This is a genomic window from Campylobacter sp. 2018MI10, assembly GCF_018501175.1.
Classification (GTDB): Bacteria; Campylobacterota; Campylobacteria; order Campylobacterales; family Campylobacteraceae; genus Campylobacter_E.
Genome location: NZ_JAHCZD010000006.1, coordinates 38,346 through 62,708 on the forward strand (window position 1 = coordinate 38,346; position 24,363 = coordinate 62,708).

General features: G+C 27.2%; 25 protein-coding genes, 1 tRNA gene and 1 pseudogene. 4 read left to right on the plus strand and 23 right to left on the minus strand.

What is annotated here, in order from left to right:
* Positions 1–4 precede the first annotated feature (4 nt).
* The 6 genes from KJR01_RS03885 to mraY form a co-directional block, all read right to left on the minus strand.
* Positions 5–1,909 carry a ribonuclease J gene (locus KJR01_RS03885; protein WP_250325130.1) on the minus strand — a complete coding sequence of 635 codons (1,905 nt, stop codon included), beginning with the start codon at positions 1,907–1,909 and terminating at the stop codon, positions 5–7.
* Entirely contained in the window at positions 1,899–2,666 is a 768-nt protein-coding gene (rsmA, locus tag KJR01_RS03890; RefSeq protein ID WP_214117348.1) for a 16S rRNA (adenine(1518)-N(6)/adenine(1519)-N(6))-dimethyltransferase RsmA, read from the minus strand. Before rsmA ends, KJR01_RS03885 begins: the two co-directional genes overlap by 11 nt.
* A 102-nt stretch (positions 2,667–2,768) precedes the next feature.
* Positions 2,769–2,844: transfer RNA gene (locus KJR01_RS03895), tRNA-Phe, on the minus strand.
* Between the two features lie 46 nt (positions 2,845–2,890).
* Positions 2,891–3,277 (minus strand): hypothetical protein, encoded by a 387-nt coding sequence (locus tag KJR01_RS03900; RefSeq protein WP_214117349.1) that lies wholly within the window; start codon positions 3,275–3,277, stop codon positions 2,891–2,893.
* Complete coding sequence (gene murD / locus KJR01_RS03905; RefSeq protein WP_214117350.1) at positions 3,270–4,457, minus strand: UDP-N-acetylmuramoyl-L-alanine--D-glutamate ligase; 1,188 nt, start codon at positions 4,455–4,457, stop codon at positions 3,270–3,272. The genes KJR01_RS03900 and murD overlap by 8 nt, the downstream gene beginning before the upstream one ends.
* A gap of 5 nt (positions 4,458–4,462) precedes the next feature.
* A complete protein-coding gene (gene mraY, locus KJR01_RS03910) occupies positions 4,463–5,509 on the minus strand; it encodes a phospho-N-acetylmuramoyl-pentapeptide-transferase (protein WP_214117351.1) in 1,047 nt (348 codons plus the stop codon).
* 97 nt (positions 5,510–5,606) lie between these two features.
* Between mraY and thiD the strand changes: the two genes are divergently transcribed.
* Positions 5,607–6,389, plus strand: coding sequence for a bifunctional hydroxymethylpyrimidine kinase/phosphomethylpyrimidine kinase (gene thiD, locus KJR01_RS03915; RefSeq protein ID WP_214117352.1), 783 nt, complete (start codon positions 5,607–5,609; stop codon positions 6,387–6,389).
* Between the two features lie 23 nt (positions 6,390–6,412).
* On the opposite strand, the gene KJR01_RS03920 is transcribed toward thiD, so the two are convergent.
* Positions 6,413–8,836: a hypothetical protein gene (locus tag KJR01_RS03920; RefSeq protein ID WP_214117353.1), complete on the minus strand. Its 2,424-nt coding sequence runs from the start codon at positions 8,834–8,836 to the stop codon at positions 6,413–6,415.
* Positions 8,837–9,006: 170 nt separating this feature from the next.
* Between KJR01_RS03920 and KJR01_RS03925 the strand changes: the two genes are divergently transcribed.
* The 3 genes from KJR01_RS03925 to KJR01_RS03935 are packed head-to-tail and all read left to right on the plus strand — an operon-like array spanning position 9,007 to position 11,832.
* On the plus strand, positions 9,007–9,264 hold the full coding sequence (locus KJR01_RS03925) for a heavy-metal-associated domain-containing protein (protein ID WP_214117354.1): 258 nt from the start codon (positions 9,007–9,009) through the stop codon (positions 9,262–9,264).
* Positions 9,261–9,500, plus strand: coding sequence for a hypothetical protein (locus KJR01_RS03930; RefSeq protein ID WP_214117355.1), 240 nt, complete (start codon positions 9,261–9,263; stop codon positions 9,498–9,500). The genes KJR01_RS03925 and KJR01_RS03930 overlap by 4 nt, the downstream gene beginning before the upstream one ends.
* Complete coding sequence (locus KJR01_RS03935) at positions 9,478–11,832, plus strand: TonB-dependent receptor plug domain-containing protein (protein WP_214117356.1); 2,355 nt, start codon at positions 9,478–9,480, stop codon at positions 11,830–11,832. The genes KJR01_RS03930 and KJR01_RS03935 overlap by 23 nt, the downstream gene beginning before the upstream one ends.
* 24 nt (positions 11,833–11,856) lie before the next feature.
* Here KJR01_RS03935 and KJR01_RS03940 read toward each other — a convergent pair whose 3' ends face one another.
* From KJR01_RS03940 to atpC, 16 genes and pseudogenes are all read right to left on the minus strand, one after another.
* Positions 11,857–12,552 (minus strand): TonB family protein, encoded by a 696-nt coding sequence (locus tag KJR01_RS03940; RefSeq protein ID WP_214117357.1) that lies wholly within the window; start codon positions 12,550–12,552, stop codon positions 11,857–11,859.
* On the minus strand, positions 12,521–12,895 hold the full coding sequence (exbD, locus tag KJR01_RS03945) for a TonB system transport protein ExbD (RefSeq protein ID WP_214117358.1): 375 nt from the start codon (positions 12,893–12,895) through the stop codon (positions 12,521–12,523). Before exbD ends, KJR01_RS03940 begins: the two co-directional genes overlap by 32 nt.
* A complete protein-coding gene (gene exbB / locus KJR01_RS03950) occupies positions 12,882–13,310 on the minus strand; it encodes a TonB-system energizer ExbB (protein ID WP_214117359.1) in 429 nt (142 codons plus the stop codon). Before exbB ends, exbD begins: the two co-directional genes overlap by 14 nt.
* Positions 13,311–13,362: 52 nt before the next feature.
* A complete protein-coding gene (locus KJR01_RS03955; protein WP_214117360.1) occupies positions 13,363–15,426 on the minus strand; it encodes a TonB-dependent receptor domain-containing protein in 2,064 nt (687 codons plus the stop codon).
* A gap of 193 nt (positions 15,427–15,619) precedes the next feature.
* Positions 15,620–16,231, minus strand: a complete 612-nt coding sequence (gene recO / locus KJR01_RS03960) for a recombination protein RecO (protein ID WP_214117361.1) — start codon at positions 16,229–16,231, stop codon at positions 15,620–15,622.
* Positions 16,219–17,001 (minus strand): PP-loop family protein, encoded by a 783-nt coding sequence (locus tag KJR01_RS03965; protein ID WP_214117410.1) that lies wholly within the window; start codon positions 16,999–17,001, stop codon positions 16,219–16,221. Before KJR01_RS03965 ends, recO begins: the two co-directional genes overlap by 13 nt.
* Positions 16,987–17,667 (minus strand): annotated as a pseudogene (locus KJR01_RS03970) (5'-methylthioadenosine/adenosylhomocysteine nucleosidase); the annotation flags it as partial. The gene KJR01_RS03965 and the pseudogene KJR01_RS03970, both read right to left, overlap by 15 nt.
* Positions 17,664–18,641 (minus strand): ACP S-malonyltransferase, encoded by a 978-nt coding sequence (locus KJR01_RS03975; protein WP_214117362.1) that lies wholly within the window; start codon positions 18,639–18,641, stop codon positions 17,664–17,666. The pseudogene KJR01_RS03970 and the gene KJR01_RS03975, both read right to left, overlap by 4 nt.
* Positions 18,642–19,084: 443 nt before the next feature.
* Positions 19,085–19,678 carry an FKBP-type peptidyl-prolyl cis-trans isomerase gene (locus KJR01_RS03980; protein ID WP_214117363.1) on the minus strand — a complete coding sequence of 198 codons (594 nt, stop codon included), beginning with the start codon at positions 19,676–19,678 and terminating at the stop codon, positions 19,085–19,087.
* Between the two features lie 15 nt (positions 19,679–19,693).
* Entirely contained in the window at positions 19,694–20,536 is an 843-nt protein-coding gene (locus KJR01_RS03985; RefSeq protein WP_214117364.1) for a tetratricopeptide repeat protein, read from the minus strand.
* A gap of 3 nt (positions 20,537–20,539) precedes the next feature.
* Entirely contained in the window at positions 20,540–21,028 is a 489-nt protein-coding gene (locus KJR01_RS03990) for an OmpA family protein (protein ID WP_214117365.1), read from the minus strand.
* A gap of 60 nt (positions 21,029–21,088) precedes the next feature.
* Positions 21,089–22,258, minus strand: coding sequence for a PD40 domain-containing protein (locus tag KJR01_RS03995; protein ID WP_214117366.1), 1,170 nt, complete (start codon positions 22,256–22,258; stop codon positions 21,089–21,091).
* Positions 22,255–23,082 carry a hypothetical protein gene (locus tag KJR01_RS04000; protein ID WP_214117367.1) on the minus strand — a complete coding sequence of 276 codons (828 nt, stop codon included), beginning with the start codon at positions 23,080–23,082 and terminating at the stop codon, positions 22,255–22,257. The genes KJR01_RS03995 and KJR01_RS04000 overlap by 4 nt, the downstream gene beginning before the upstream one ends.
* On the minus strand, positions 23,079–23,471 hold the full coding sequence (locus KJR01_RS04005) for a biopolymer transporter ExbD (RefSeq protein WP_214117368.1): 393 nt from the start codon (positions 23,469–23,471) through the stop codon (positions 23,079–23,081). Before KJR01_RS04005 ends, KJR01_RS04000 begins: the two co-directional genes overlap by 4 nt.
* On the minus strand, positions 23,461–23,988 hold the full coding sequence (locus KJR01_RS04010; protein WP_214117369.1) for a MotA/TolQ/ExbB proton channel family protein: 528 nt from the start codon (positions 23,986–23,988) through the stop codon (positions 23,461–23,463). The genes KJR01_RS04005 and KJR01_RS04010 overlap by 11 nt, the downstream gene beginning before the upstream one ends.
* Positions 23,985–24,362, minus strand: a complete 378-nt coding sequence (atpC, locus tag KJR01_RS04015) for an ATP synthase F1 subunit epsilon (protein ID WP_214117370.1) — start codon at positions 24,360–24,362, stop codon at positions 23,985–23,987. The genes KJR01_RS04010 and atpC overlap by 4 nt, the downstream gene beginning before the upstream one ends.
* Between the last annotated feature and the right edge of the window lies 1 nt (position 24,363).

A 24,363-nucleotide genomic window follows, 5' to 3' on the forward strand; every position in this document is an offset into this window, starting at 1 on the left:
ATCCTTAATGAATATTTAATAATAAATACGGATATTTTTTATACTTTTTGAAAAAATACTTCTTAAGTGCATTTCTAAGTGCAGGTTCAAATGCCTTTTTATCCTTTAATAAAGTATCTTTTGCATCAGCTATAAATAATTTAATATAATTGCTAACATCAGTTGCAAAATCTTGAGCTAGTTTATTTGATACTAAACCAAAATTGATTATATGTGCGTGATTTAGTGTCCTTGCACCCATATTAATATGAAGATTAAGCTGCACTATTCCATGCTCTGCAAGATTTTTTCTAGTATTTAATAAATCATCATGCACTTCTCTATCTACTTGATTATCTATATAAGTTTTACCTGTTTTAACGGTTTTTAATCTTCTTAATTTATTCCAGCTAATCTCCATTTGATCGCCGTTATTTAATAAATATATATTTTTTTCATTCACACCACAAGCAATTGCACTAGCTTTGTGCTTACTAATATGAGAATACTCTCCATGCACAGGCAAGAAATATTTAGGTTTTACAAGTCTTAAGATTAACTTTTGCTCTTCACTTGCTGCATGACCGCTTACATGAATTTCACTAAATTCTTGATAAGCAACACTTGCTCCATGACGCATTAATAAATCAATTACACCTGACACACTTGCTTCATTACCAGGAATTGCTTTAGCGCTTATAATTACTTGGTCATTTGGCTTAATTTTTACATGTTTGTGTTCGCTTGTAGCCATTCTATATAATGCACTCATACTCTCACCTTGTGAGCCTGTAGTTACTATTAATATCTCTTCATCAGGATACTTATCAAGCTCATCAGCACTTATGAAAATCTTTTTATCAAATTTTAAATATCCAAGTTCAATTGCTGTAAATAGATTTCTTTCCATAGAACGACCTATAATACAAACTTTTCTATTATATACAAGTGCGTGTGTGATTGCTTGATGGATTCTATGAATGTTTGAGCTAAATGTGCTCATAATCACACGACCTTTGCATCTTGAATAAATCAAATCAAAAGTCCCACCAACGGTGCTTTCACTCTTAGTTACACCTTCGCGGTAACTATTAGTACTATCGCTAAATAGACATAAAACACCTTTTTCGCCATAATAAGCTAAACGATGTAAATCACTAGCATAACCATCTATTGGAGTATGGTCAATCTTAAAATCTCCCGTATGAATAATAGTTCCAGCAGGAGTATTTATAGCTAATGCACAGCTATCTATAATACTATGAGTTATATGCATAAACTCAACTTTAAAAGAGCCAATTTCATAAATTTGTCTTTTTGTAATTGGTCTAAATAATTTGCATTTATCTTTAAGCCCATGTTCGCTAAATTTATTTGAAATCATTCCAAGTGGAAGCGGCGTAGCATAAATCGGAAAATCAAATTCTTTATAAAAATAAGGCATTGCTCCAATATGATCTTCGTGAGCGTGAGTGATAAGAACAGCTTTTACTTTATCTTTTATCTTTCTAACATAAGAAAAATCAGGAACTACAATATCAACACCTAAAGTATCAGCATCAGGAAAACTCATTCCAACATCAATGATAATAGCTTCATCTTCATACTCAATTACGCTCATATTTCCACCAATAGCACCAAGTCCGCCTAATGGAGTAAATTTAACACTTGCATTACCTTTGTAATTTATCCAAGGATATAGCCTTTTTTCTTGAGCTTTTTCGTTTTCTTTCATTGATTCAGCTAAGGCTTTTTGCCAATCTAAATCACCTTTTAAAGAAGCTGGTAAGATTTTTTTCTTACGCTTTTTTTTCTTTTTAGCTTTTTTATCGTCAATTTCTTCTTCTAATTCTTCTAAAAGTTCATCTTCGTTTTCAGCGTTTTCATAACTTCTTGCTACTTTTGTTTTTTCTAAATCTTCAATATTCATTTTCATCCTTTAGTAATTTAAAAAGTTCTAAGAATGATTTAACAGATATTTCATGAGCTCTTTTGTTTTCATCAATTTCTAGCTTATCTAATGCTTGTTTTACCTTTGTTTTATTTGAAAATGAACTAAGCATTTTTTTTCTTGGTTGATTAAAGGCTATCTTGATAAAAGAATTAAAAGCTTTTAAATCTTTTTTATCCAACAAACTAGGCTTTTTAATAAGCTTAATTACACTAGAATTTACTTTTGGCATAGGAGTGAATGCACTAGGTGGCACTTCACAAACATTAACTTTATCACAAAGTAAATCCGTAATAACACTTAAAGCACAATAATCAATCCCAAAAAATCTATCTGCTAATTCTTTTTGAATCATCACAAGCATACCTATGCAGTTATCATCAAATAAAGCATTTATAATAATTTGCGAACTAATATAATACGGCAAATTAGCACATATAAAATAAGGCTCATCGCTAATTTTTACATTCATAACATCAGCATTTATTAGCGTAAAATCTCCACTTAAAATCTCTTTATTAAAACGCTCGTTTAAAATAGGAATTAAACTATCATCTATTTCAAAACTTGTTAATTTAAAACCGCTTTTAAGTATTGGAGCAGTTAAATCACCTAAGCCAGGCCCAATTTCAATTAATTTTGCTTTTAAATCTTTGGGTATCGCTTGGATGATCTGCTGTTTTACTAACTCATCTTTTAAAAAATTTTGTCCGAATTTCTTTTTTGCCTTAATCATTTGGGGAGTATATGAAAAAATATTTAATGTATAGAAAAATTATTTTGAAATTCCTATTTCAAATTCTCAAATAAAAAATAATAAAAAGTGGGAAATTTAAAATGGTGGTTAGAGGCAGAATCGAACTGCCGACACGCAGATTTTCAGTCTGCTGCTCTACCGACTGAGCTATCCAACCACCGAAGTAAAAGCCGTTATTATATATGATAATTCTTAAATTACGCTTAAATTTTTTCTAATGCGAAAATTTGTTGTTTTAAAAACGAATAATTAAGTATTGAAAGTATAAAAACTACAATACTAGCAATACTTAAAAATGAAATTCCTATTTCAAATTCTTGAAAAAATAAAATTATCAAACATAAAATCATTACTAAAAAACTAAGACTTATCGCTTTTATTTGTCTTTTTTTAGCCTTATCAAAATTATTTTCATTTTGATTTTTAAATAAAATCACCCTATCAATAGCAACTACAAAATAAGTATTTTCGTAATTTTTTAATTCATCTTGGATTATAAATTCTTTATTTTTATAAAATAATTTATTATTTTTCACACTATACTCACTTGTAATTAAAGCACTTTTTGCAAGTCTTAAAAAGCTAAACATCTAAATCTTTCATATATTTTATAAACAAATCCCCACGCTCAGCATAAGAACTAAACTCATCTAAACTAGCACACGCAGGACTTAATAATGCTATTTCTTTAGTTGTTAAATCTTTATAAATCATACTTACAGCTTCTTTTAGATTGGTTCTAATTGGGTTTAATCCGTGCTTTTTAGCAATATCACTAAAATCGCTCTTACCTATTAAATAAAGCTTTGTATTTTTGTCTAATTTTGAGAAAAACTCATTTAAATCTTGACCTTTAGCATCTCCACCAGCAATTAAATGTAAAGGCTCTTTAAAACTATTAATAGCAGCAAGTGCAGCTGAAATATTAGTAGCCTTGCTATCATCAATCCAAATCCTATTTTTGCTATCTTTAAAAATCTCAACCCTATGACGACCAATTTTAAACTTAGATATTTTTTCATATTCAATTTTGCCACTAATAATCTTACAAGCAGCCAACGCTAAACACGCATCTAATAAAAACGGCTCATTGTAATTTAATCTAGCTAAATCAATATCAAAAAGTTTAGCTAAATCACTAGAATTCTCATAAAAATATTTAATACAATTTGCACTCTTTAAATACTCTTCATATTTTTTAGGCACAATAATACTTGCTGTTTTATTCATTCTAAAAATTAAATCAAGTTTTGCTTTTTCATAATTATTAAAGCTTCCATGCCAAGAAATATGATCATCACAAATAGGTAATAACACATAAAGCTCAGGTCTTGCAACCTTAGTATAATGAAGGGCAAAAGAGCTCATCTCAAGGATAACTAAAGGTGCTTTAAGATTCATTAATGCAATTGGTTTTCCTATATTTGCTCCTGCTTCAATATTAAGCAAATAAGAAATCATTTCCGTTGTAGTAGTCTTACCATTAGTCCCACTAACCCAAATACTAAGCCCTAAAGCTTCGTTATAAAAATCAATCTCACTTGTTAAATTCTTAGCACTTTTACATAAAATATGATTAGGTGCAATTCCAGGACTAACTACTTCTATGCTACTTTTATCAGGATTAAAATAGCTTGTAGGTAAAAGCTTATTACCAAATTCATCTTCACTACAAACGCTAAATTTATCATCATATATATACCATTCACCCTTTTTATAAGTGCTTGTAATCGCCTTAGCAACATTTCCATATCCAAACATTGATAACATAAAACTCACCTTAATTTAATAGTAATTAACGCTAAAACATTGCAAATAAATGCAATTAGCCAAAACCTAACTATGATTTTATTTTCACTCCAACCAATTTGCTCAAAATGATGATGAATTGGAGCCATTTTGAAAATCCTTTTATGAAATATTTTAAAACTTCCAACTTGTAAAATAACGCTAATAGTCTCAAGAACAAAAACAAAACCTATTAAAATTAATAAAATCTCATTTTTTGAAATTATCGCTAAATATCCAACAATAGCTCCTAATGTAAGAGAACCGCTATCTCCCATAAATACTTGTGCTGGATGGCAGTTATACCATAAAAATCCTAGTAAAGCACCAATTAATGCAAGTGCAATTACAACGCATTCTTCACTCCCGCTTACTCTAGGTAACAATAAATAATTAGCATAAACAGCATTTGAGCTAAGATATAAAAACACTGATAATGTAAATAATGAAAACACACTAGGCACACAAGCAAGCCCATCAAGCCCATCAGTTAGATTAATAGCATTTGAGCTAGAAATTAACACCAATACCCAAAATAATAAAGCAAAATACTTCATATCAATTATAGGATATTTATAAAATGGGACAAAAAGTTCTGTGCTAAAATTCCCATATATCATAATAGGTAATATTGTTATTAAAGACGCAATTAACATTAAAATCATTTTAGAGCGTGGTTTTAACCCAGCCTTATTTGCCTTTTTTAATACCTTGCCTAAATCATCAATTATTCCAATAGCACCAAAACAAACAATACACAAAATCGCACTAAAACTATAAACATTAAATGTAGTAAAAACAAGACTAGATAATAAAGCAGCACAAATAAAAACAACCCCACCCATTGTAGGAGTATTAGATTTTTTTTGATGATTTAGTGGTGCATCACTTAAAATTGGCTGATTTGCCCCTACACTCTTTGCCCAAGAAATAAAAAGTGGCATAATAATTAATGTAATAATAAACGATAATAAAAACGCTAAAAAAGCCCTAACGCTAATGTAAGAAAATAAGTTTATATCAAGGTTAAACATTTTTGTTCCTAATAAATTTATAAAAAAGGCAAATATTATAATAAAATTATAAATTTTTAGAGTATTATTTCTCTTTTAACCAATATAAGGAGTTTATATGTTAAATCCAGTTCTAACAATTGCAGGAAGTGATTGCAGTGGTGGTAGCGGACTTGAAGCTGATTTAAAAACCTTTACTATGCATAAAACTTTTGGAATGGCAGTAGTTTTAGGAGTATATGCTGTAAATACTCAAGGAGTTTATGGTGCTTGTGTTATGAATGAAGATATTGTATCGGCTCAATTTGATGCAGTATTTAAAGATATTCCACCAAAAGCACTAAAAACAGGATTAATGGGGGATGCTAATTTAATAAGATTAACTATTGAAAAATTTAAAGAATATAAACCTAAAAATATAGTAATTGACCCTGTTATGTTTGCTAAAAGTGGTTTTAGATTAATAGGAGATGAAGATTTTAAGCTTTATGTAAATGAGTTTATCAAATTCGCTGATATTTTAACGCCTAACAAATTAGAAGCCGAACTTTTATGTGGATTTGAGATTAATTCTAAAGAAAAACTAAAAGATGCTGCTAAAAAATTAATAGACTTAGGTGCTAAAAGCGTGATTGCTAAAGGTGGAAAATATTTTGATTTAGCGATAGATTATTTTTATGATGGAAAAGACTTTTACGAGCTTTACGGCAAACCTTTAAATACCACAAACGATCACGGAGCAGGATGCACTTTAAGTGCTTCTATAGCTGCTAATTTAGCTAATGGACTTTCTAAACTACAAGCTGTAAAAGATGCTAAATTATATACACAAAATGCAATGGAATTTGCTCCAAATCTAGGAAGTGGTAGAGGCCCATTAAATCATATGTTTAATTTATAAAAAGGCAAAATATATAATTTTGCCTAAAACTTATATCCAAAACCCATTCTAAAAAAATAAGAATTAAATTCTTTAAAAAACTGCTTACTTAAATCAATATCCAAACTTAAACTATCATTTAATAAATACTTAGTTTGTATTCCAAGCTCAAAACTATTAAGATTTTTAAAATATAGATTTTCTTTAGAATATCCATCACTTATAATAAGCAATTTATCCTTGCTTAAGCTTTTAAAATAATTACTATTTAGCGAAAATGCAAAATCATTGTTAAGGTATTCTAAAGCAAAACCTAATTTTAAAAAGCAATTATTTTGCCTTTTAAATAAAGCTTTTATATATTCATTTTTATATTTTGTCTTTGGTAAGTATTCAAAAACAAAAGCAATATTTGGTTTATATACAAAATAATTTTCATAACTTAATCCAAATTCTACTTTTGAATTAACGCTAAAATAATCTTTATTTATAATCCCTAAATCATCAAGATTTATCGCAACTTCGTGCTCATTGTATTTAAAATCAGTATTTATATAAAAATTATCAAAATTAAAATTAGCATAAAATCCGCCGCCATAGATTTTATGATTTTTGCTTTCATTATTTAAGCTATATAAAAACAATCCTAAATTATTATAAAAATAATTATATTCATTAGATTTATTTATTTTTATTAGATTTAGCCAATAATTTATATCATTTATATCCCCACTTAAATACTCATAATCTAAATAATCAAACCTTTTGCTATCAAAATTTAATCTTGAAATAGAATAATTTAATAAGTCTTCTTTATAGAATTTATTTTTTATATTATTAATTAGCTTTTTATCCACACCAATTTTTGCAATATCAGGATTTTTTGCTGTAATTTTATTTATTGCATTATTTTCTAAATTCTTTTTATATTTATCATCAAATAATTCATTAATATCGCTAATATTTAAAGAGTTAAAATCCCCTATCCCAAGCAAAAAAGCTCCATTTTGCTCTTTTTTTACTATTACTTCTTTATCAAAACCAAAAACACTAAAGCCTTTTATAGTATATACAGCAAAATCTTTACTTAAATCCTTACTACTCCTTGCTAAAAGTAAAGGAAAAAATCCTAAATTATTTTGATAATTTACAATTTTTATATCATTATTTACGCCTTTTATCTCTTCATCAACGACAATAGCCCCACTAAAACCATCATTAAAATAAAGAACAAAATTATTATTATTAGCTTCTAGTGTTTTAGCTCTAAAACCACCATAAATTGATGAAGAATTTAAAATCAAATTATCAAAAATCATATTTTTTGAATTAATTGTAGAATTATTGATTTTTGCATTTTTTACTTTTAATTCTTCATTAGCTAAATTACTATAAGCAATCTCAATATCCCCACCTAAAATATCAGCATTAATAGCAGATGCATTAGCATAAAAATACGCATTATCGCTTTGAGTAATGGTATTATTAAAAGTAGATTTATAACTTGTAAAAAATCCACTATTATTTATCTTTTCAAAACTAGAATAAATACTATCTACATTTAAAGTATTTTCTAATTGATTTTTAAACTTAAAATTGCTTCCTACTAAATCGCCATTATTAATAACCCTATCATTAAAGGTAATATCATTTCCAATAACCCAGCCATTAATATCATTATCTAATTCTTTATTAAAAGTAGTAATATCACCTAAAATCATACCATCATTATAAGTATTTGCAAAAGTTAAATTCTCTCCAGAAATAGTGCTATTTTGATTATTTTTTAGATTATTTTTAAATTCTAAAAAATCCCCATTGATAGTATCATTATTGATTACTTCGCCAATAAATTCTGCATTATTTACATCCATAACAGCATTATTAATCACTTCATTAAAACTAGCTTTATTATCTATAAAAATATATGAATTATTTTCTAAAATTGATTTAAATGATAAATTATTTCCAGATATAAGCCCATCAGTATCATTTAAAACATCTCCATTAAAAGTATTGTTATCTCCAAAAATCCAGCCTTCTTGAAAGTTAATAAAATCATAAAAAATATTATCATCTCCATAAATTAAGCCATAATTTTGCATATTAAAAAAATTATTATGATTAGCTTCTATCATTCCATCATATAGATTAAAAAACTCTTGATTTGTAGTAGTATTGGTGCTTAAGAAATATCCATTATTAACAAACATTTGAATATTATGAAATGAGCCTTCAAAAAATCCACCATTATACACCTCATTAAAAGTAGAAAAATTACCACTTAAAGTAGCACCAAAATTATTATTAAAAACACCAGAAAATTGATTTTTATCACTATTTATGACGCCTTCATTATCTATATCTTCATTTGTAATTATCTGATTTGAAATCACTTCATTTTCATTGATAATTAAAGCATTTAAAAAAGTTAAACTAAATAAAAATAACAAATATTTTTTAAACAATATAAACCTTTATATAAAAATAATTTTTAATTATATTTAAAAATTAGCTAATATTAAAATATCAAAATAATATTTTAAATTCTAATTTAATTGTTTATATAATATTTATAATTATTTTCAATTATTCTTAAGAAATGATTTTTATAATTAATATTTTTTAAGGAGAATGTATGAAAAAATTATTATTTGTGTCAATTTTATCAAGTTTAGCTTTTGCTGATGTAAGTTATTTATTAAATGTAAAAAATATGGGTTGCAATGGTTGTGCTAAAAAAATAATAGAAGCGTCTAAAAGTATTGCTGAAGTTAAAGATTATAAGGCTGATTTTAATTCTAAAGATTTAGTTATTACTTTTGCTAAAGATGTAGATATTAAAGCAATAGTAGAAAAAATCAACGAAATCGGCTATAAAGCAGTGCAACAATGAAAGCATTTTTTATAATGCTTTTAGCACTTAATCTTAATGCAAATGTTTATTTTATAAAAGATATGGCTTGTGAAGTTTGTGTTGATTTTATTAGTTTTTGTGCTAGTAAAGTTAGCAAAAATTATAAAGTAGATTTAAATTCTAAAACTCTAAAAATAAGTGATAAAACTTATGATGAAAAATCACTTTTAAAATGTTTAGCAAAAGATGGCTATGAAGCAATTTTGCAAAAATAAAATTAAGCTAAGCATATTTTTAGCTACATATATTTATGCAAATACCTTAGATGAAATCAATATTAATGCAGTGCAAAATATTGATTATTTAGAATTTTCTAACACTATTTACAATAAAGCCTATCTTAATACTCAAATAAAACAAAATCACACTTTAGATGAACTTATCAAAAATCATACAAATATAAGAATTACCACTAAAGATAGCGATAATTCAAATTCTTTAAAGCCAGATGATTTTTCAATCAACGGTGCTAAAACCTATCAAAATCAAATGTTTATAGATGGAATAAACATAACAAGCACCATTCAACCAGCTATGTCAAAAACGCTATATAAAAATGTCTGGTATAACCCATCTCTTGGTTCATATTCGCTTAATATAGATAGTGAAATTATAGATAATTTAAGCATTTATGATAGTTTTGTAAGTGCTAGTTATGGTGGATTTTTAGGTGGAGTAATTGATGCAAAAATCAAAAGCCCATCAAAAAATCCAAGCGGTGGATTTAGTCTTGGATATAGCTTTCAAGATAATATTTTTATAGATGATAAAATAAGGCAAAAATATTCTAGTGGATATGGTTATCAAGATTTTAGTAATTATTATAAAAGATATTTCAGTGCTAATTTTAGCTCATATTTAAATGATACTTTTGGAATTTTATTTTTTGCAAGTAGTAATTATTCAAATACAAAAATAAAGCAAAAAGATATATATACAATAAATAAAATTAGCGATACAAATAACTTAATTTTGCTAAAAACTCAAAAAGATTATGATAACCATATTCTTAGCTCAACTTTTATTTATAATCCTTATTTAATAAATCAATTTCAAGAAGGCGTAATTGATTCTAATATGAAAGTAAATTATGGTGGATTTAGCCTAGCTTTTAATCTTGAAAGTGAATTAAAAAATATAAATCTTAATCAGCATTTATCATTTTTAAAATCAAATTCTTCAAGAATTTATGATAAAAAAGTTCAGTATCAATTCATTTTACCTTCAGGTATAAAGCAAAGTTATGGTGGGTTAGGAGATACCTTACAAACTGAAAAATCATATCAATATAAATTAGACGCTAAAACTAATGAATTTAAAAATAATGATTTAGAATATAGCTTTAATTTTGGTTTTGAACTTAGTAAAAATCAAGGTAAAATAAATAGAATTAATCCTTATACAAGATATGAAAAACCAATTGATATTCTAGCTTGTAAAGAAAATGATATTAGTTGCATAAATAATCAATATTTTTCATATTATGAAACACATTTTGCAAAAGCTAAAAAATCAATAAACAACTACGCTCAATTTATACAAAGCGATATTAAATATCATAATTTTAGTTTTAGATTAGGTCTTAGAAATGATTATAATAGTCTTAGCAAAAGATTTAATATAGCCCCTAGAACAGGACTTGAGTATTATTTAAATGATAATCAATTTTTAGGATTTGGATTTAATAAATATTATGATAAAGGGCTTTTAGCTTATATTTTATATGATGATTATTTTAGTGGATATGAAGAGTATTCAAGAATTGATTATAATAGCCCTTGGATACAAGATACAAAATGGCAAAAAGATAGAGTTTTTATGGGATTAAAAAGCCCTTATGCTAATGAGTTTAGCCTATATTACAACGCAGAATTTAAATATTTTAAAATGCTATTAAAATACATTAAACGCAAAACTTATAATGAAATTTATTCAGCAAATCAAGAAGAATTAGGCTTAGAAAATATAAAAGATACTGATAATAATTATAAAGTTTATTATAATGGCAAAAAAACAGCTAATGATATTATAAGTCTTAATTTATCTAGCAATGAAATTAGTATATTTAATACTAAAAATTATTTTGATTTAAATCTTAGCTATTTACATAAAAAAGGTAGTGCGACTAATTATTTAAGCACAATTGGTAAAAACATAATCTATAATGGTAAAACTATAAAATCAAGTGAATTGCCATTTGTTTATGAGCCTTTTATAGCTAATTTTACTCATAATTTATTTTATGATAATTTTAACTTGATTAATGAAATAACTTATCATTCAGCGAAAAATGATTTATACTCACAATACGATAAGAATTTAAATATGCAAATATTTAGCGATACTAAACTTAAGTCATATTTGAATTGGAATTTAGGATTTGGCTATACTAAAAATATTAAAAATACTAAATTAAAAATAAGTTTTAATATCTTAAATATTTTAAATAGCAAAAATAAAATCAGCGTATTTAATTGCAATAACGAATTATGTTATAAATACGCTAATTCAAGGCTATATACTTTTAATCTAAATTATAATTTTTAAATTAGTGCAATTAAGCACTAATTTTTAATGTAAACTAAACTTAAGCGGCACACTAATATCTAAAACTCTTTCATAACGCTTAAATTTCGCTATCTCAACGCTTTTAATTCCTGCTTGATTTAGATTTTCATATTTTGATGGCTTAAGTATTTTTATATTTTTTGCCTTACCATAATCATAGGTAAATCCTACAACCACTACTCCTTGCTCACGCCTTTTTCTTGAACTCATAGGATAATTGCTTTTAGCAGTTTTATTTAAAACTGATTGAATATGAGAGATTAATTCATCTTGATTATTCCCACCTGCAGGAGTATTATTACTAATTGTAGTAGTTGGTTTAGCTTCATTTATCTTGCTTGCTAAAGGTTCGTTTTGAGGTGTGATTGGCTCATCTTGAGAATTTTTAATTTCTTTTACTTCTTGCTTTGGTTTTGGTTTTTTATGGTGCTTTTTTTTAGGTTTTAAAGCAAATTTTTCTTCTTTTATCTCTTCTTTGATTATTTCTTCTTTTATTTCTTTGATTTCTTCAATTATTTCTTCTTTAACAGCATTTTGAGGTATGCTAGGAGCATAAAAAAGCACCGCTAAAGCTTTATCATTTTTAATCTCACTTGTCTTTACATCAATTCTAAAAAAACACGCCAACAAAACCGCATGAACTAAAAAGGAGATGAAAAATGCGATTTTATTTTTCTGTTGCAATAGCAAAATTTTCATGCTTTAACTCTTTTAAAATATCCACTATTTTTACAAAATGTTTATAACTAGCGTTCTCATCAGAGCGTAAAATTACAATTTCATCTTTACTAATGCTTGATAATTTTGTCTTTAATTCATCTACGCTAAGCAAACTTTCATTATAAAATATCTCGCCAGTTTCATTAATACTTATAAATACTTTTTGCTTATCATCAATGCTTACGCTATTTTCTGATTTTGGTAAGTTTATAGCGATTTTTTCTTCTGCTATAAAGGTGCTAACACTTAAAACAATGCAAAGTAAAACTAGCATAATATCAATAAATGGAACTAGATTTAAGCCTTCTTTATTTACTCTCATTATTTTCCTTAAATCTTGATAATACAACATCAACTTTTCTAATAAATGCGTTATATATCATAAGAGTTGGGATTGCTACAACAAGTCCAAGTGCTGTTGCTTTTAGTGCTAGCGAAAGCCCTAGCATAATACTTTTTGCGTCCATAGTAGCCGCATTTGCCATATCATAAAATGTAATCATTATGCCTATTACCGTGCCAAGCAAACCTATATAAGGAGCGTTTTGATAAACGATGTAAAGACAGGTGAGATTTTTACTAAGTGCTATTTCTAATTCATCTTTACATTTATAATGTTTAATATCAATATTTTTAAAAAATATTAGCCTTTCAATACTAAATGCCAAAACTAAAAAGCTCATAAAAAATAATATCGCAAACACAAAATAATCTAAATATTCTTTTAAAAATTCCACATTTTCTCCTAATAATTGATATTCTAAAAAAGGCTAAAAAGCCTTTTTTAGTTTAGAATTTGTAACTAAAGCCTAGTTTTATATTTCTTCCTGCTTCATAGTCGTTTGCAGTCTCAACCCCAAATCTTCTTTGAGAATGTGAAACATAAGTTTTATCAAATAGATTGCCAACGCTTAAGTTTATTTCAAGATTTTGAGTAGGCATATAACTTGCATATATTTCGCTTACTCCATAACCTGCTTTTTTAGTTCCATCTTCTAAAGTCTTACCAGCAAAAGCTATTAGGTTATAACCAAATAATGTATCAATTGGACTAGCAAAATATTCAGCATTAAATGTATATTTATCCCCACTATCACTATATGCCATTACGCCACCAACTTTACTTTTGTCTTTATGTTTTGTTGTTTGATGAGTATAACTTGCACTAAATTTTAAATTCTCATAAGCATAAGAAGCATATAATTCAACCCCACGAACATTAGATTTACCCATATTCATACGATTGTAATTATTTGTAACATTTTGTCCGTTTTGAGTAGTTGTTACGCTTACATTTTCTTTAATTAAATTCTTATAATCAGTATAAAAATATTTAGCTACAAAATTAACATTATGTTCATTAAAGTTATTTTTATACCCAAATCCAGCTTCATAAGCATCACCTGTTTCAGGCTCTAAATTCTCATCAATATAATTTGTATTAAATGTATTTTCGCTAAGTCTTAAAGCTTCAATCGGATCAGGTCCTCTAAATACTTTTGAATACCCAGCAAATAAATTAATGCCGTTTTCTGCCTTATAATCAAGTGCTAATGCAGGACTAAAATTATTAAATCCTTGAGTTTTCTTGCCAAAATTATCTATAGTAAATCTATCAAATCTCACTCCAGGAATTATGCTAAATCCACCGATTTGAATAGTATCTTGTAAAAATACTGATAGGTTGTTTGCTACTTCTTTAGGATGATTTTTAGTAGGAGTTACTGTAATCGCTCCATTTGTTGCATCTTTCATATTTGCATGATTTTTTCTAAAACTTGTAGTTTGATACCACTCAAGTCCATAAAATACTTCTTGATTAAAGCTAGTATTTTCAAATCTTGATTTATTGTTTAAATAAGCACCTGTGGTTTTTACCCCATCATTTGATAAAAATGCTTTACCACCTGATTTTTTAAATTCTGCATAATTTGGAACTTCATCTTTTATAAGCCTATGCTCTGTATGATAAACTCTAAATTCGCTATCAATTAATTCATTTGGATTGTAATTGTAATTAAATGTATAGGTATCTCTTTGCATAATTTGAGGCAAAATAGGTTGAGCTCTTTCTCCTGCTTTTAGTGTGCCTGTATCAAATGCCACCGAGCCACCAAACTCACCTCTAAATGGAAAATCACCATCATATTCAGTATGCTCATAGCTAAGACCTGCTTTATGCTCATCTTTTTCATAATTTACTTTAAATAAATAGCTTAAATCATGACCCTTACCACCAATATCATTGCCATTTCCATCTTTTCCGAAGCCATAATTTTTATGATTGATATATGCTAAAAGACCAAAATTATTATCAGTTTTACCATAAGCCATTATGCTTTTTTGCCATTCTTTATTATTAGTTGAATAGCCTGTCTTAAACTTACCACCAAAACTCTCATCACCTTCTAATAAATCAAATGCACTTGCAGTCTTAAACGCAACCGAACCACCTAAAGCACCTGAGTTATTAGCAACACTTAAAACACCCACGCCAACATCAATAGCTTTTAATAAATCAACATCTAAAACTAAATCAGCCGAGTGATGAAAAATATTTCCACGTTGTCTTGCACCATCAATAGTAATATTAATACCCCTATCATTTACGCCACGCATATAAAGTTTTTGATTAAACTGATTTGTCCCTGCTACATAAACACCTGGAATATCACGCATAACATCTCTTATTGCACCTGCGTTTTTGTTTGAGATTTTTAGCGAATCAACATTAGAATATCCGATTGAACTAGCATTTACTTCAATAGTATCAAGATTAGCATTCTCATTAGCCAATAAGCCAACACCACCAAATAAGCATAAAGCCAAAGAAAGTTTTAAAGATTTTCTCAAAATATCTCCTTAATTGATAATAAAAATGATATTCTATAATATTTTTAGTTAATAACAAAAATAATTATCATAATATTTATAAGTTTTAAATAAATGATAGTTATATTGATAATAAATTTTATTTAAAATTCAAATTCATTGTAATATTGTTTAAGATTTTTAAAATAAAGAATTTAATTTAGCTTTTGTAGTTTTATAATTTTTTAGAAAATACTTCGTACAATAAATCTATTTCACTATCTTCAAATATAGCTGAATTTTTATTTTTTAGATAATCTTTCATCTTAATTTTATTGATACTTACACTCACTTTACAACCCCTACAATACATTAAAAATCCTTCTCCTAAAGAAAAAAAATCATTTAATTCTTTATTGCATTCCGTGCAAGTTTCACTAAAATAAAGCCTACCTTCATACTCAATCATCAAAGCATAAGCATCTAAAAATACTCTTTTATAATGTTGAGTTTTTAATCTATTAATTATTCTTAAACTTAAATCATAATAAAAACTTCCGCACTCTTGATTATCTTTTAAATGCTCATATAAAAGCACACAAAAACTCTGCCAAGCCTTAATAATCTCATAATCATTCCAAGGCAAGGCTAATTGCATTGTTGAGTGTAGTTTTGGCAAAAATAAAGGCTGAATACTTAGCTCATAATCAATAATATTTCCGACTATTAAATGTGAGTGTCTAACTCCGTAAAATCTATAGCATTTTACTAATTCTTCGCTGCTTAGGATAAAGACTATTAAATCTTTATCCCTAACGCTAAAGGTATTTAAAATTATTCCTTGCAATAATTAGCACCTTCGTTTGCAAAAAAAGTATCATAATGAATGTTAAAAAAGGCGTTTTCAAGGCTTTTAAATAATTTTGGATTTTGTGCTTCAAGACTTGCTAAAAGCTCTTTTGTTTCTGCTCTTGCGTGTGGCATTTTCACATCAAATCTCATAGCAGGGCAAGCTTCATCACCTATTGTTTTAAGACCATTTTTGATAGCATTTTCTCTTAACATTCTTTCACGAACAAATATCAAAGGACGAATTACGGTAATTCCTTGTGCTGAAGTGAATTTCGCAGCAAGTGTTCTTAAAGCTCCATTATAAGTAAAGTTCATAAAAAAGCTCTCAATAGCATCATCTAAATGGTGTCCTAAAGCTAATTTATTAAAGCCATTTTCCTTAGCATAAGTATATAAATATCCCCTTCTCATACGAGAGAAAAACGAGCAAAAGCTTGAATTTTGACGGATTTTTTCACTAGAAATCTCATAAATATTACTTTCAATTATTGTATGCTTTATACCTAAAATCTTGCAATAATTACTTAGATATTTATAATCTTCACCCATTCCATAACTAAGCGTTACTGCTTCAAATTCAAACTTAAATGGGACTGCTCTTTGCATATGTTTAAGCAGCATCAGTAAGCTTAAGCTATCTTTTCCACCGCTAAGTCCTACTAAAACCTTATCGCCTTCTTCAATCAAATTAAACTTATCACAAGCTCTTGCTACTTCTTTAATAAGTCTTTTGCTAAGCTCATTTTTAAACAAATGTTCGCACATTTTTAAGACAAATCTAGCACTATTTTTAGCAGCTAGTTCTAAAAACTCATCAAAACTAACATCAGCATTTCCACCTGCATCATCGCTAATTGCTCTTAGTATAAAACAAGGCACATTAAGGCTTTCGCAAACTAAAGCAACGCTTGCTCCTTCCATCTCAACCGCATCAGCATTAAAAGTATCTTTAATCCAATTTTTCTTAGTTTCATCGCAAATAAATTGGTCTGATGTCGCAATAATGCCGCTAACTACATTTAAATCAAGCTCTTTTGCTACTTTTTTAGCAATATTATTTAATTTTTCACTTGTTTTTATAAAAACGCTAGTTTCAGGGACATAGCCAGGTTTGTGTCCGAATGCTGTTATATCTATATCGTGCTGCACTAATTCTTCTGCAATTAATAAATCACCTATTTTTAAATTAGGATTAAGCGACCCTGCAACGCCTGTAAAAAGCAAACAATCAGCCTTATATTTTTCTATCATTACACTTGCACTTAGGGCTGAATTTACTTTGCCTATTTTTGAATAAGCAATAATTAGTTCATGACCTGCGTAATCAATGAAATAATAAGTATTATTTGCATATTTACTTTCTTTATAAGAATACTCATTTAAAATTGGCTCAATTTCTTCACGCATAGCACCTAAAATTGCTATTTTCATAGGTTTTCCTTAAATGTTTTTATAAAATTTTCAATATCTTCTAGGCTTTTTATACTAATACTTGGTTTGTTTGTTATTTTTTTATTAAGTCCGCATAAAACACTGCTTCCAAATTCTATAAAACCATCAACGCTATTTTCTATACTTTTTATGCTTTGTTTATATAAAACAGGCTTAATAAGTTGCTCTTTTATAGCTAAAATAGCTTCATTTTTAGTGCTATAAGGCTTTGTAAAAGCATTTGAGATTACTGGTATGAAATCATCATTAAATAACAATTCTTTTTCTAATTTATTAGCTGCACTTTGCATTAAAGGGCAATGACTTGCTACGCTCATATTAAGTAGCATTGCTCTTTTTGCTCCAGCATTTTTAAAATCATCTATGCTATTTTCTAAATCTTTTTTAAGCCCAGCTACAACTATTTGACCATCACAATTGTAATTTGCCGCATAGATTTGCTTATTTTCCTTATTTGCTTTAGCACAAATTTCTTCTACTAAATTATCATCTAAACCTAAAATAACCATCATAGAAGCAGGATTTTCGCTACTTGCACATTCTTGCATATATTTTCCACGCATATTTACTAGCTTTAAAGCATTTTTTAATTCAAGTGCATTATTTGCACATAAAGCCGAAAATTCTCCTAAAGAATGTCCTAAAGATGGAGTGTCTTCATAACTAATAAAAGGCTTTATATCATCTTTTTTTCTTAAAGAAATTCCATTTTCTTCTAATAATTTTTCAAATACTTTATAATACATAATGCTATTTAGTAATATTGCAGGTTGGGTAAATTCACTTATATCTAATCTATCATTTTTACTAAAAATTAATTCTTTAAAATCAATACCACAAAAACTACTAACTTCATCATAAGTTTTTCTTACAAACTCAAAATTATCAAATAATTCTTGACCCATAAAAGCACTTTGAGAACCTTGACCTGGGTATAAAAATGCGTAATTCATATTTTTCCTTTTTAATTTATTTTATTATCAAATCTTATAATACAAGTATTAAAATCTTTTAATTACAGCTATTATAAATCTTTTTTACATTTTGTATAATATTATAAAAATATAAATTCCATTATTAAAATAATAAACGAAGTTTAACTTGTAATACTAATACAATCTATATTTTTAATATCACAATTTTAGCACTTTTTTATGATTGAATTAAAAATCAAGTTAAAAATAATAAGTTTTGTATATTTATAACTTACGATTATATATTCAAAATTGCTTGTAATTTATGAATTTGATAGCAATAAATGTATTTTAAAGATTTGACATAAAAAATAAAATTATAAAAATGATTAATTTTAAAAAACTGAATACTTTGAGTATATAATAAATATTAGTATAAGGCGAAATAAATCGCCTTAACAATTTTAGCTAAACCTTAGCTCTTAACCTCTGCAACAACCGCCGCCGTGGTGATGATGGTGATGATCATCTTCATCATCGTGATGATGACCGCAACTTCCATCGCCTTTGCAACCACTATGTCCGTGATTTCCACATCCACATCCACCAGCTTGTGCTACTGCACCACTTTCTAATTCTTCAGGAGTAGCATCTCTTACTTCTTTAATATTTACGGTAAATAATAAATCTCTTCCTGCATAAGGATGATTATAATCAATTACTACGCTACTATCTTTGATTTCTTTAACAACAACTCTAACTGTTGAGCCATCTTCGTTTTCTCCGAATAATTCTAAGCCAACATTTAAATCAATGCCTGCGAATTGTTCTTTTGGTAATTCTTGAACCAAATTCTCATCATATTCTTGCCAAGCTTTATCTTTAGTGATTAAAATATCACTTTCATCACCCTCATTTAGTTTAGCAATTTCATCTTCTAAAGCCTCTAATACTTGATTTCTACCTAATAAAAATGAAATAGGATGAAAATCAGTATTATTTTCTAACACTTCATTAGTTTTTGCATCACGCAATATAAAATTAAGTGATACTACGCTGTCTTTTTTTATAGCCATTTTTAATCCTTTCTATTAATTTATACTTTTAGCTTCACTTGAATCTGGAAATTGTTTTTTAAGTGCTGCATAAAAATTATTTGCTTTTTCTGTTTCATTAATTGCCTTCAACGAATTTGCGGTATTTAATAAAATTAAAGGCATATTAGGAGCTTTTACCCCTTGATTATTATATAAATCTGAACTTGTTTTGTAATAATATATAGCATTTTTATAGTCTTTTTGTGCGTATGCAATTTGTCCTAAATAAAAATTACATTGTGCAGGTTTATGTTTTGCATTTGCTAATTCTTCAAAAATTTTTGCGGAATTTTCATAATCTTTACTATTATATAAACTTATAGCATTTGCCATTTTTTGAGCTGGAGTTTCATTTTTAGCTGCAACCTCATTTGCTACTACTTGCTGAGTTGTAGATTTTACAGCTTTATTCTCGCCCAAGCTACTAACTAAATTTGTTAATTCACTTAAAGCCTTTTTTAACTGATTAATGCTGTTTTTTTGATTTTTTAATTCTTGTTTTATTTCAGAAATATCTTTATCATAAATATCAAGTTTTTCTTTTGAAAACTTTTCTACTTCTAATAATTTACCTTCAAAATTATAAGTTTTGTTATTCAAATCATCAACTACACTTTGAATACCTTCAATTCTTTCTAAAGCCTTATTTGTTTTAAAATCAACACCAGTATAATCTTTACTAAGAGTTTCAACCTTTTTTTTGTTCTCTAATAAAACTTTTTCATTTTCTGTTAGCCCATAAGGCTCTTTAATATTTATATTACCTGCATTAAAGGCTGAAGTTTCTGCGTAAATAATAGGGGCTAAAGCCCCTATAAAAAGTATTTGTTTTAGCATAAATTAAAACTGAACTTTTGTTTCTGCTCTACGATTTTGAGCATCGCATTCTTTTGTTTTATCATTACATACTGGGTTGTTTTCGCCATAGCTTTTAATTGTAATTCTTGAGCTGCTAACTCCTTGAGATTCTAAACCATCTTTAACAGCTTTAGCTCTTTTTAAACCTAAAGCTTGGTTATATTCTTCACTACCCCACTCGTCGCAGTTACCTTCAACAACAATATTTAAATCTTTACCATCTTGATTTAATAAACTTGCGTTATTTGATACTACGCCATACATATCTGAACGAATATCATATTTGTCAAAGTCAAAATATACTTTACCTAAAGAATTATTAATTCTTTCTAGTTTAGTATTAATATCTTCCTTAACATCTACATTCATATCTGGAGCAACCTCCACTTTTTTTGGAGCCTCAACTGTAGCCTTTTGACTACAACCAACAACTAAAGCTGCTAAAGCAACTGCATAAGCTAATTTTTTCATTTTTTTCCTTTCATAAAAAGTAATTGAAATTATAATTTCCAAAACTAAAAATTTATTTAATTACCAATCCAAAGTTGAAATTTTACCAACTTTTAGTGGGAAATGATACACTTTATTCTCATCAAGTCTTAAAATTCCTAAAGAACTTTGCATTCCTAATAATTTTATAAACATAATTGTCTTACCATCGCTACTAAAATTAGGGAAAATATTTCTACCATTTAATGTCAATTGTCTTACATATTGCGAATCAGTTGCCATAACATATAAGTTAAAATCTCCTGATTTTTCACGACTTGAATAAACTATATAATTATTATAAACACTAAAGGCAGAATTGTTTTTACCATGATAAACTAATTGAGTTGCATTAGTTTTATCAAGACCTTGTAAATATAAATTAGGATAAGAACTTCTATCGCTAACAAAAGCAAAACTATCACTACCTACAAATCTTGCACTAACATCTATTCCTTTATACATAGTAAGTCTTTTTGTATTTTTAGTATTTAAATCTAATAAAAATATTTCTGGTTGATCTTCCGTTGTTTTAGTAATTAATGCTTTAGTTCCATCTTTGCTAATATCACTAAGTGCTAACATACCAGAACCTTGAGTAATTAAAGTTTTTTGATTATTCAATAAATTATATTTATATATACTCAAAATATCTTTATTATAATCTGTATAATAAAATTCATTTTGATTGCTATTTGCCCATTTTGCAAATAAATTTAACCCACCTTGCATAATAATTTTTTGATAATTTAAAGTGTAATCTGCAATAAGAATTTGACTTTGCTTAGCAGCTATTTTTCTAGTAATTAAAATCTTTTTATTCATCCAATCTAAATCTGCTAATTTTAAGTCCTTAAACATTTGTGAAATTGCTTTGTGAGATAAAAACACATAAGCACTTTTTGGATAAGTAAAAGTATTGTTATACTTAATTTCGTTATTCATACCCTTAAGAGTTATGCTTAACTCATAATTATTTCCTACAGGATTTAAATTATAATTTAATTCATAATTTGCATTATTTTCATTAGTAATTTCAAATTTAGAACTTACTAAAACATCATTTTTAATTACCTTATCAAAATCAAAATTAACCAAACTACTTGTAGTTATTCTAATCTTAGGCAACACCTCTTGCTCGCTAACCACATCCATAATAATATCAGCAGTTAAGCATACTAAACTAAAACATAATAAAAATATCTTTTTCATTTTATCTCCTTGATACTTAATATAACCGAAAGCCTTAAACTACCACTATAATCTTGTTGATTTGGTGGAATTCCTAAATTTTTGTTTTGTTGATTAATAGTTTGTATAAAAATTCTTGCCTTTTGTCTTAAAGCAGAGCTTTCATTAAAACCATTATCTTTGATTTTTATTATACCATTTTTTGATATTGTAAAAGCTACTTCAAAAATTTCCTTATCATTAATATCTGAACTATTAGCAGTTACTAAACTCCAAACATTTTTCAAATACGCATTCACTCTACCAAAATATTCATCATAAATTCCAGAAACCTTAGCAGATGTTTGTGTAGTCTCTGAATTATTATTTGACTTAATTGTTGTATTAGCTAATTGTGATTGTATTTTTTTTAAAGCATCTAATTGTGATTGATTTAATTTATTTTCTTCTTGCTTAGTTTCCTTTTTTGGATTTTTTCTTTCACTTTTGCTAACTTTTAAATCCCCAAACAAACTACTTAAATCACTATCACTATCTTTACTATCAGTTTGTTGTTCTACTTTTTCATTTTGTTCAATTACTTTATTTTGATTATCTTTTGTAGCATTATCATTGCTTGTATTTTCTGGACTTTTATTTATTTTTTTTGCTACTTCTTTAGTATAGTCTTGTTTAACCTCGGCTGGAGTTTCAACATTATCTTCTACGAACAATATATCCACTTCACTATTGCCATATTTAATAACTTCTTCATTTTTAGCAAAAATATTTATTAGCAAAATAAATATTAATATAGTAAGCACATATATTAAACAAGATAATAAAAAAGCTTTTGATTTACTCATTTTGTTTGAAGTGAAATTTTTACAAATCCTGCTTTTGAAAAAGTTGACAATACTTGCATTAGCTTATCGTAACTTATATCTTTATCTCCAGATATATAAACTATTTTATCTTTATCAAATTGATTTTTAATTAAACTAAAATTATCAAAAAAAGCAATATAAGGATATTTTTTCTTATTTAAAACTACTTCATCTTTTGTAATACTTACGAAAATATCATCTTTTTTTGCTTTGCTAACACTTGATTTTGAGCCATTTGGTAAATTAATATTTTCATCATATTTTAAATTAGGAATTACTAACATTAAAATTACCAATAATACTAACATAACATCAACTAAAGGAGTTATGTTTAACTCTGGGTCTTCGTGTAAAAAATCATTTTTCATCGCTAATAATCTTTATTTGACTCTCTAAAATATTTAAACATTCAAATACTTTTCGTTTCACAATTAAATGAAATGTATAAGCTAAAATAGCAGAAATAATCCCACTAGCAGTAGCTATTAAAGCATGACCAATTGGAGAAGCGATTTGAGTAATATCACCATTTCCATTTAAAGATATTAAAGTAAAGTATATTGAAACAACGGTTCCAAACAATCCTATAAAAGGCGAAGTAGTAGCAATAATACTAAGCCAAGTAAGGCCTTCACTAAGATTTTTAGAAGCCTCATTATAATAAATCTCTAATTTTTTCATAGAACCTTCACAAGGTTTAAAATAGGCCTCAAAAGATAAATCTTGATTTTTTAATAACCTATCTAAAGTTCTTAACTCTTCTTGATAAAATTTAGAAATATTGCTTAAGCGATATAAAAAAATCGCTAAAGCAATAATAGAATAAAAACCTAAAATCCCAACTGCTAATAAAGTAGCTAAGTCAAAATCCGAAATCAAATTCATTTAGAATCCAGTCTTCCTAAAGTTGCGGCAAGGGTTGCTGAATTTGCACCTGCTGATTTTAATAATTCTTTAGCTTCTTCTAACTTTTTTTTGCTTATTGAATTATCATTACCACCTAGATAAACAGCACCTTGAGCTAAAATAACAACACTATTTTCATCAACTTTTACATGGCCTGAATCAATAGCTATAAGCTCCTTTGAACCATCATAATTTTCCACACTAATTACACCAGCTTGAAGCAAAGAAATTACAGAAGCGTGGTTTGGCAAAACACCAAACTCACCTTCACTTCCTGGCACTAACACTGATTTAACTTCTGAATTAAAGATTTCTCCGTGTGGAGTAACTATTTCTAAAGTTAATTTATCCATA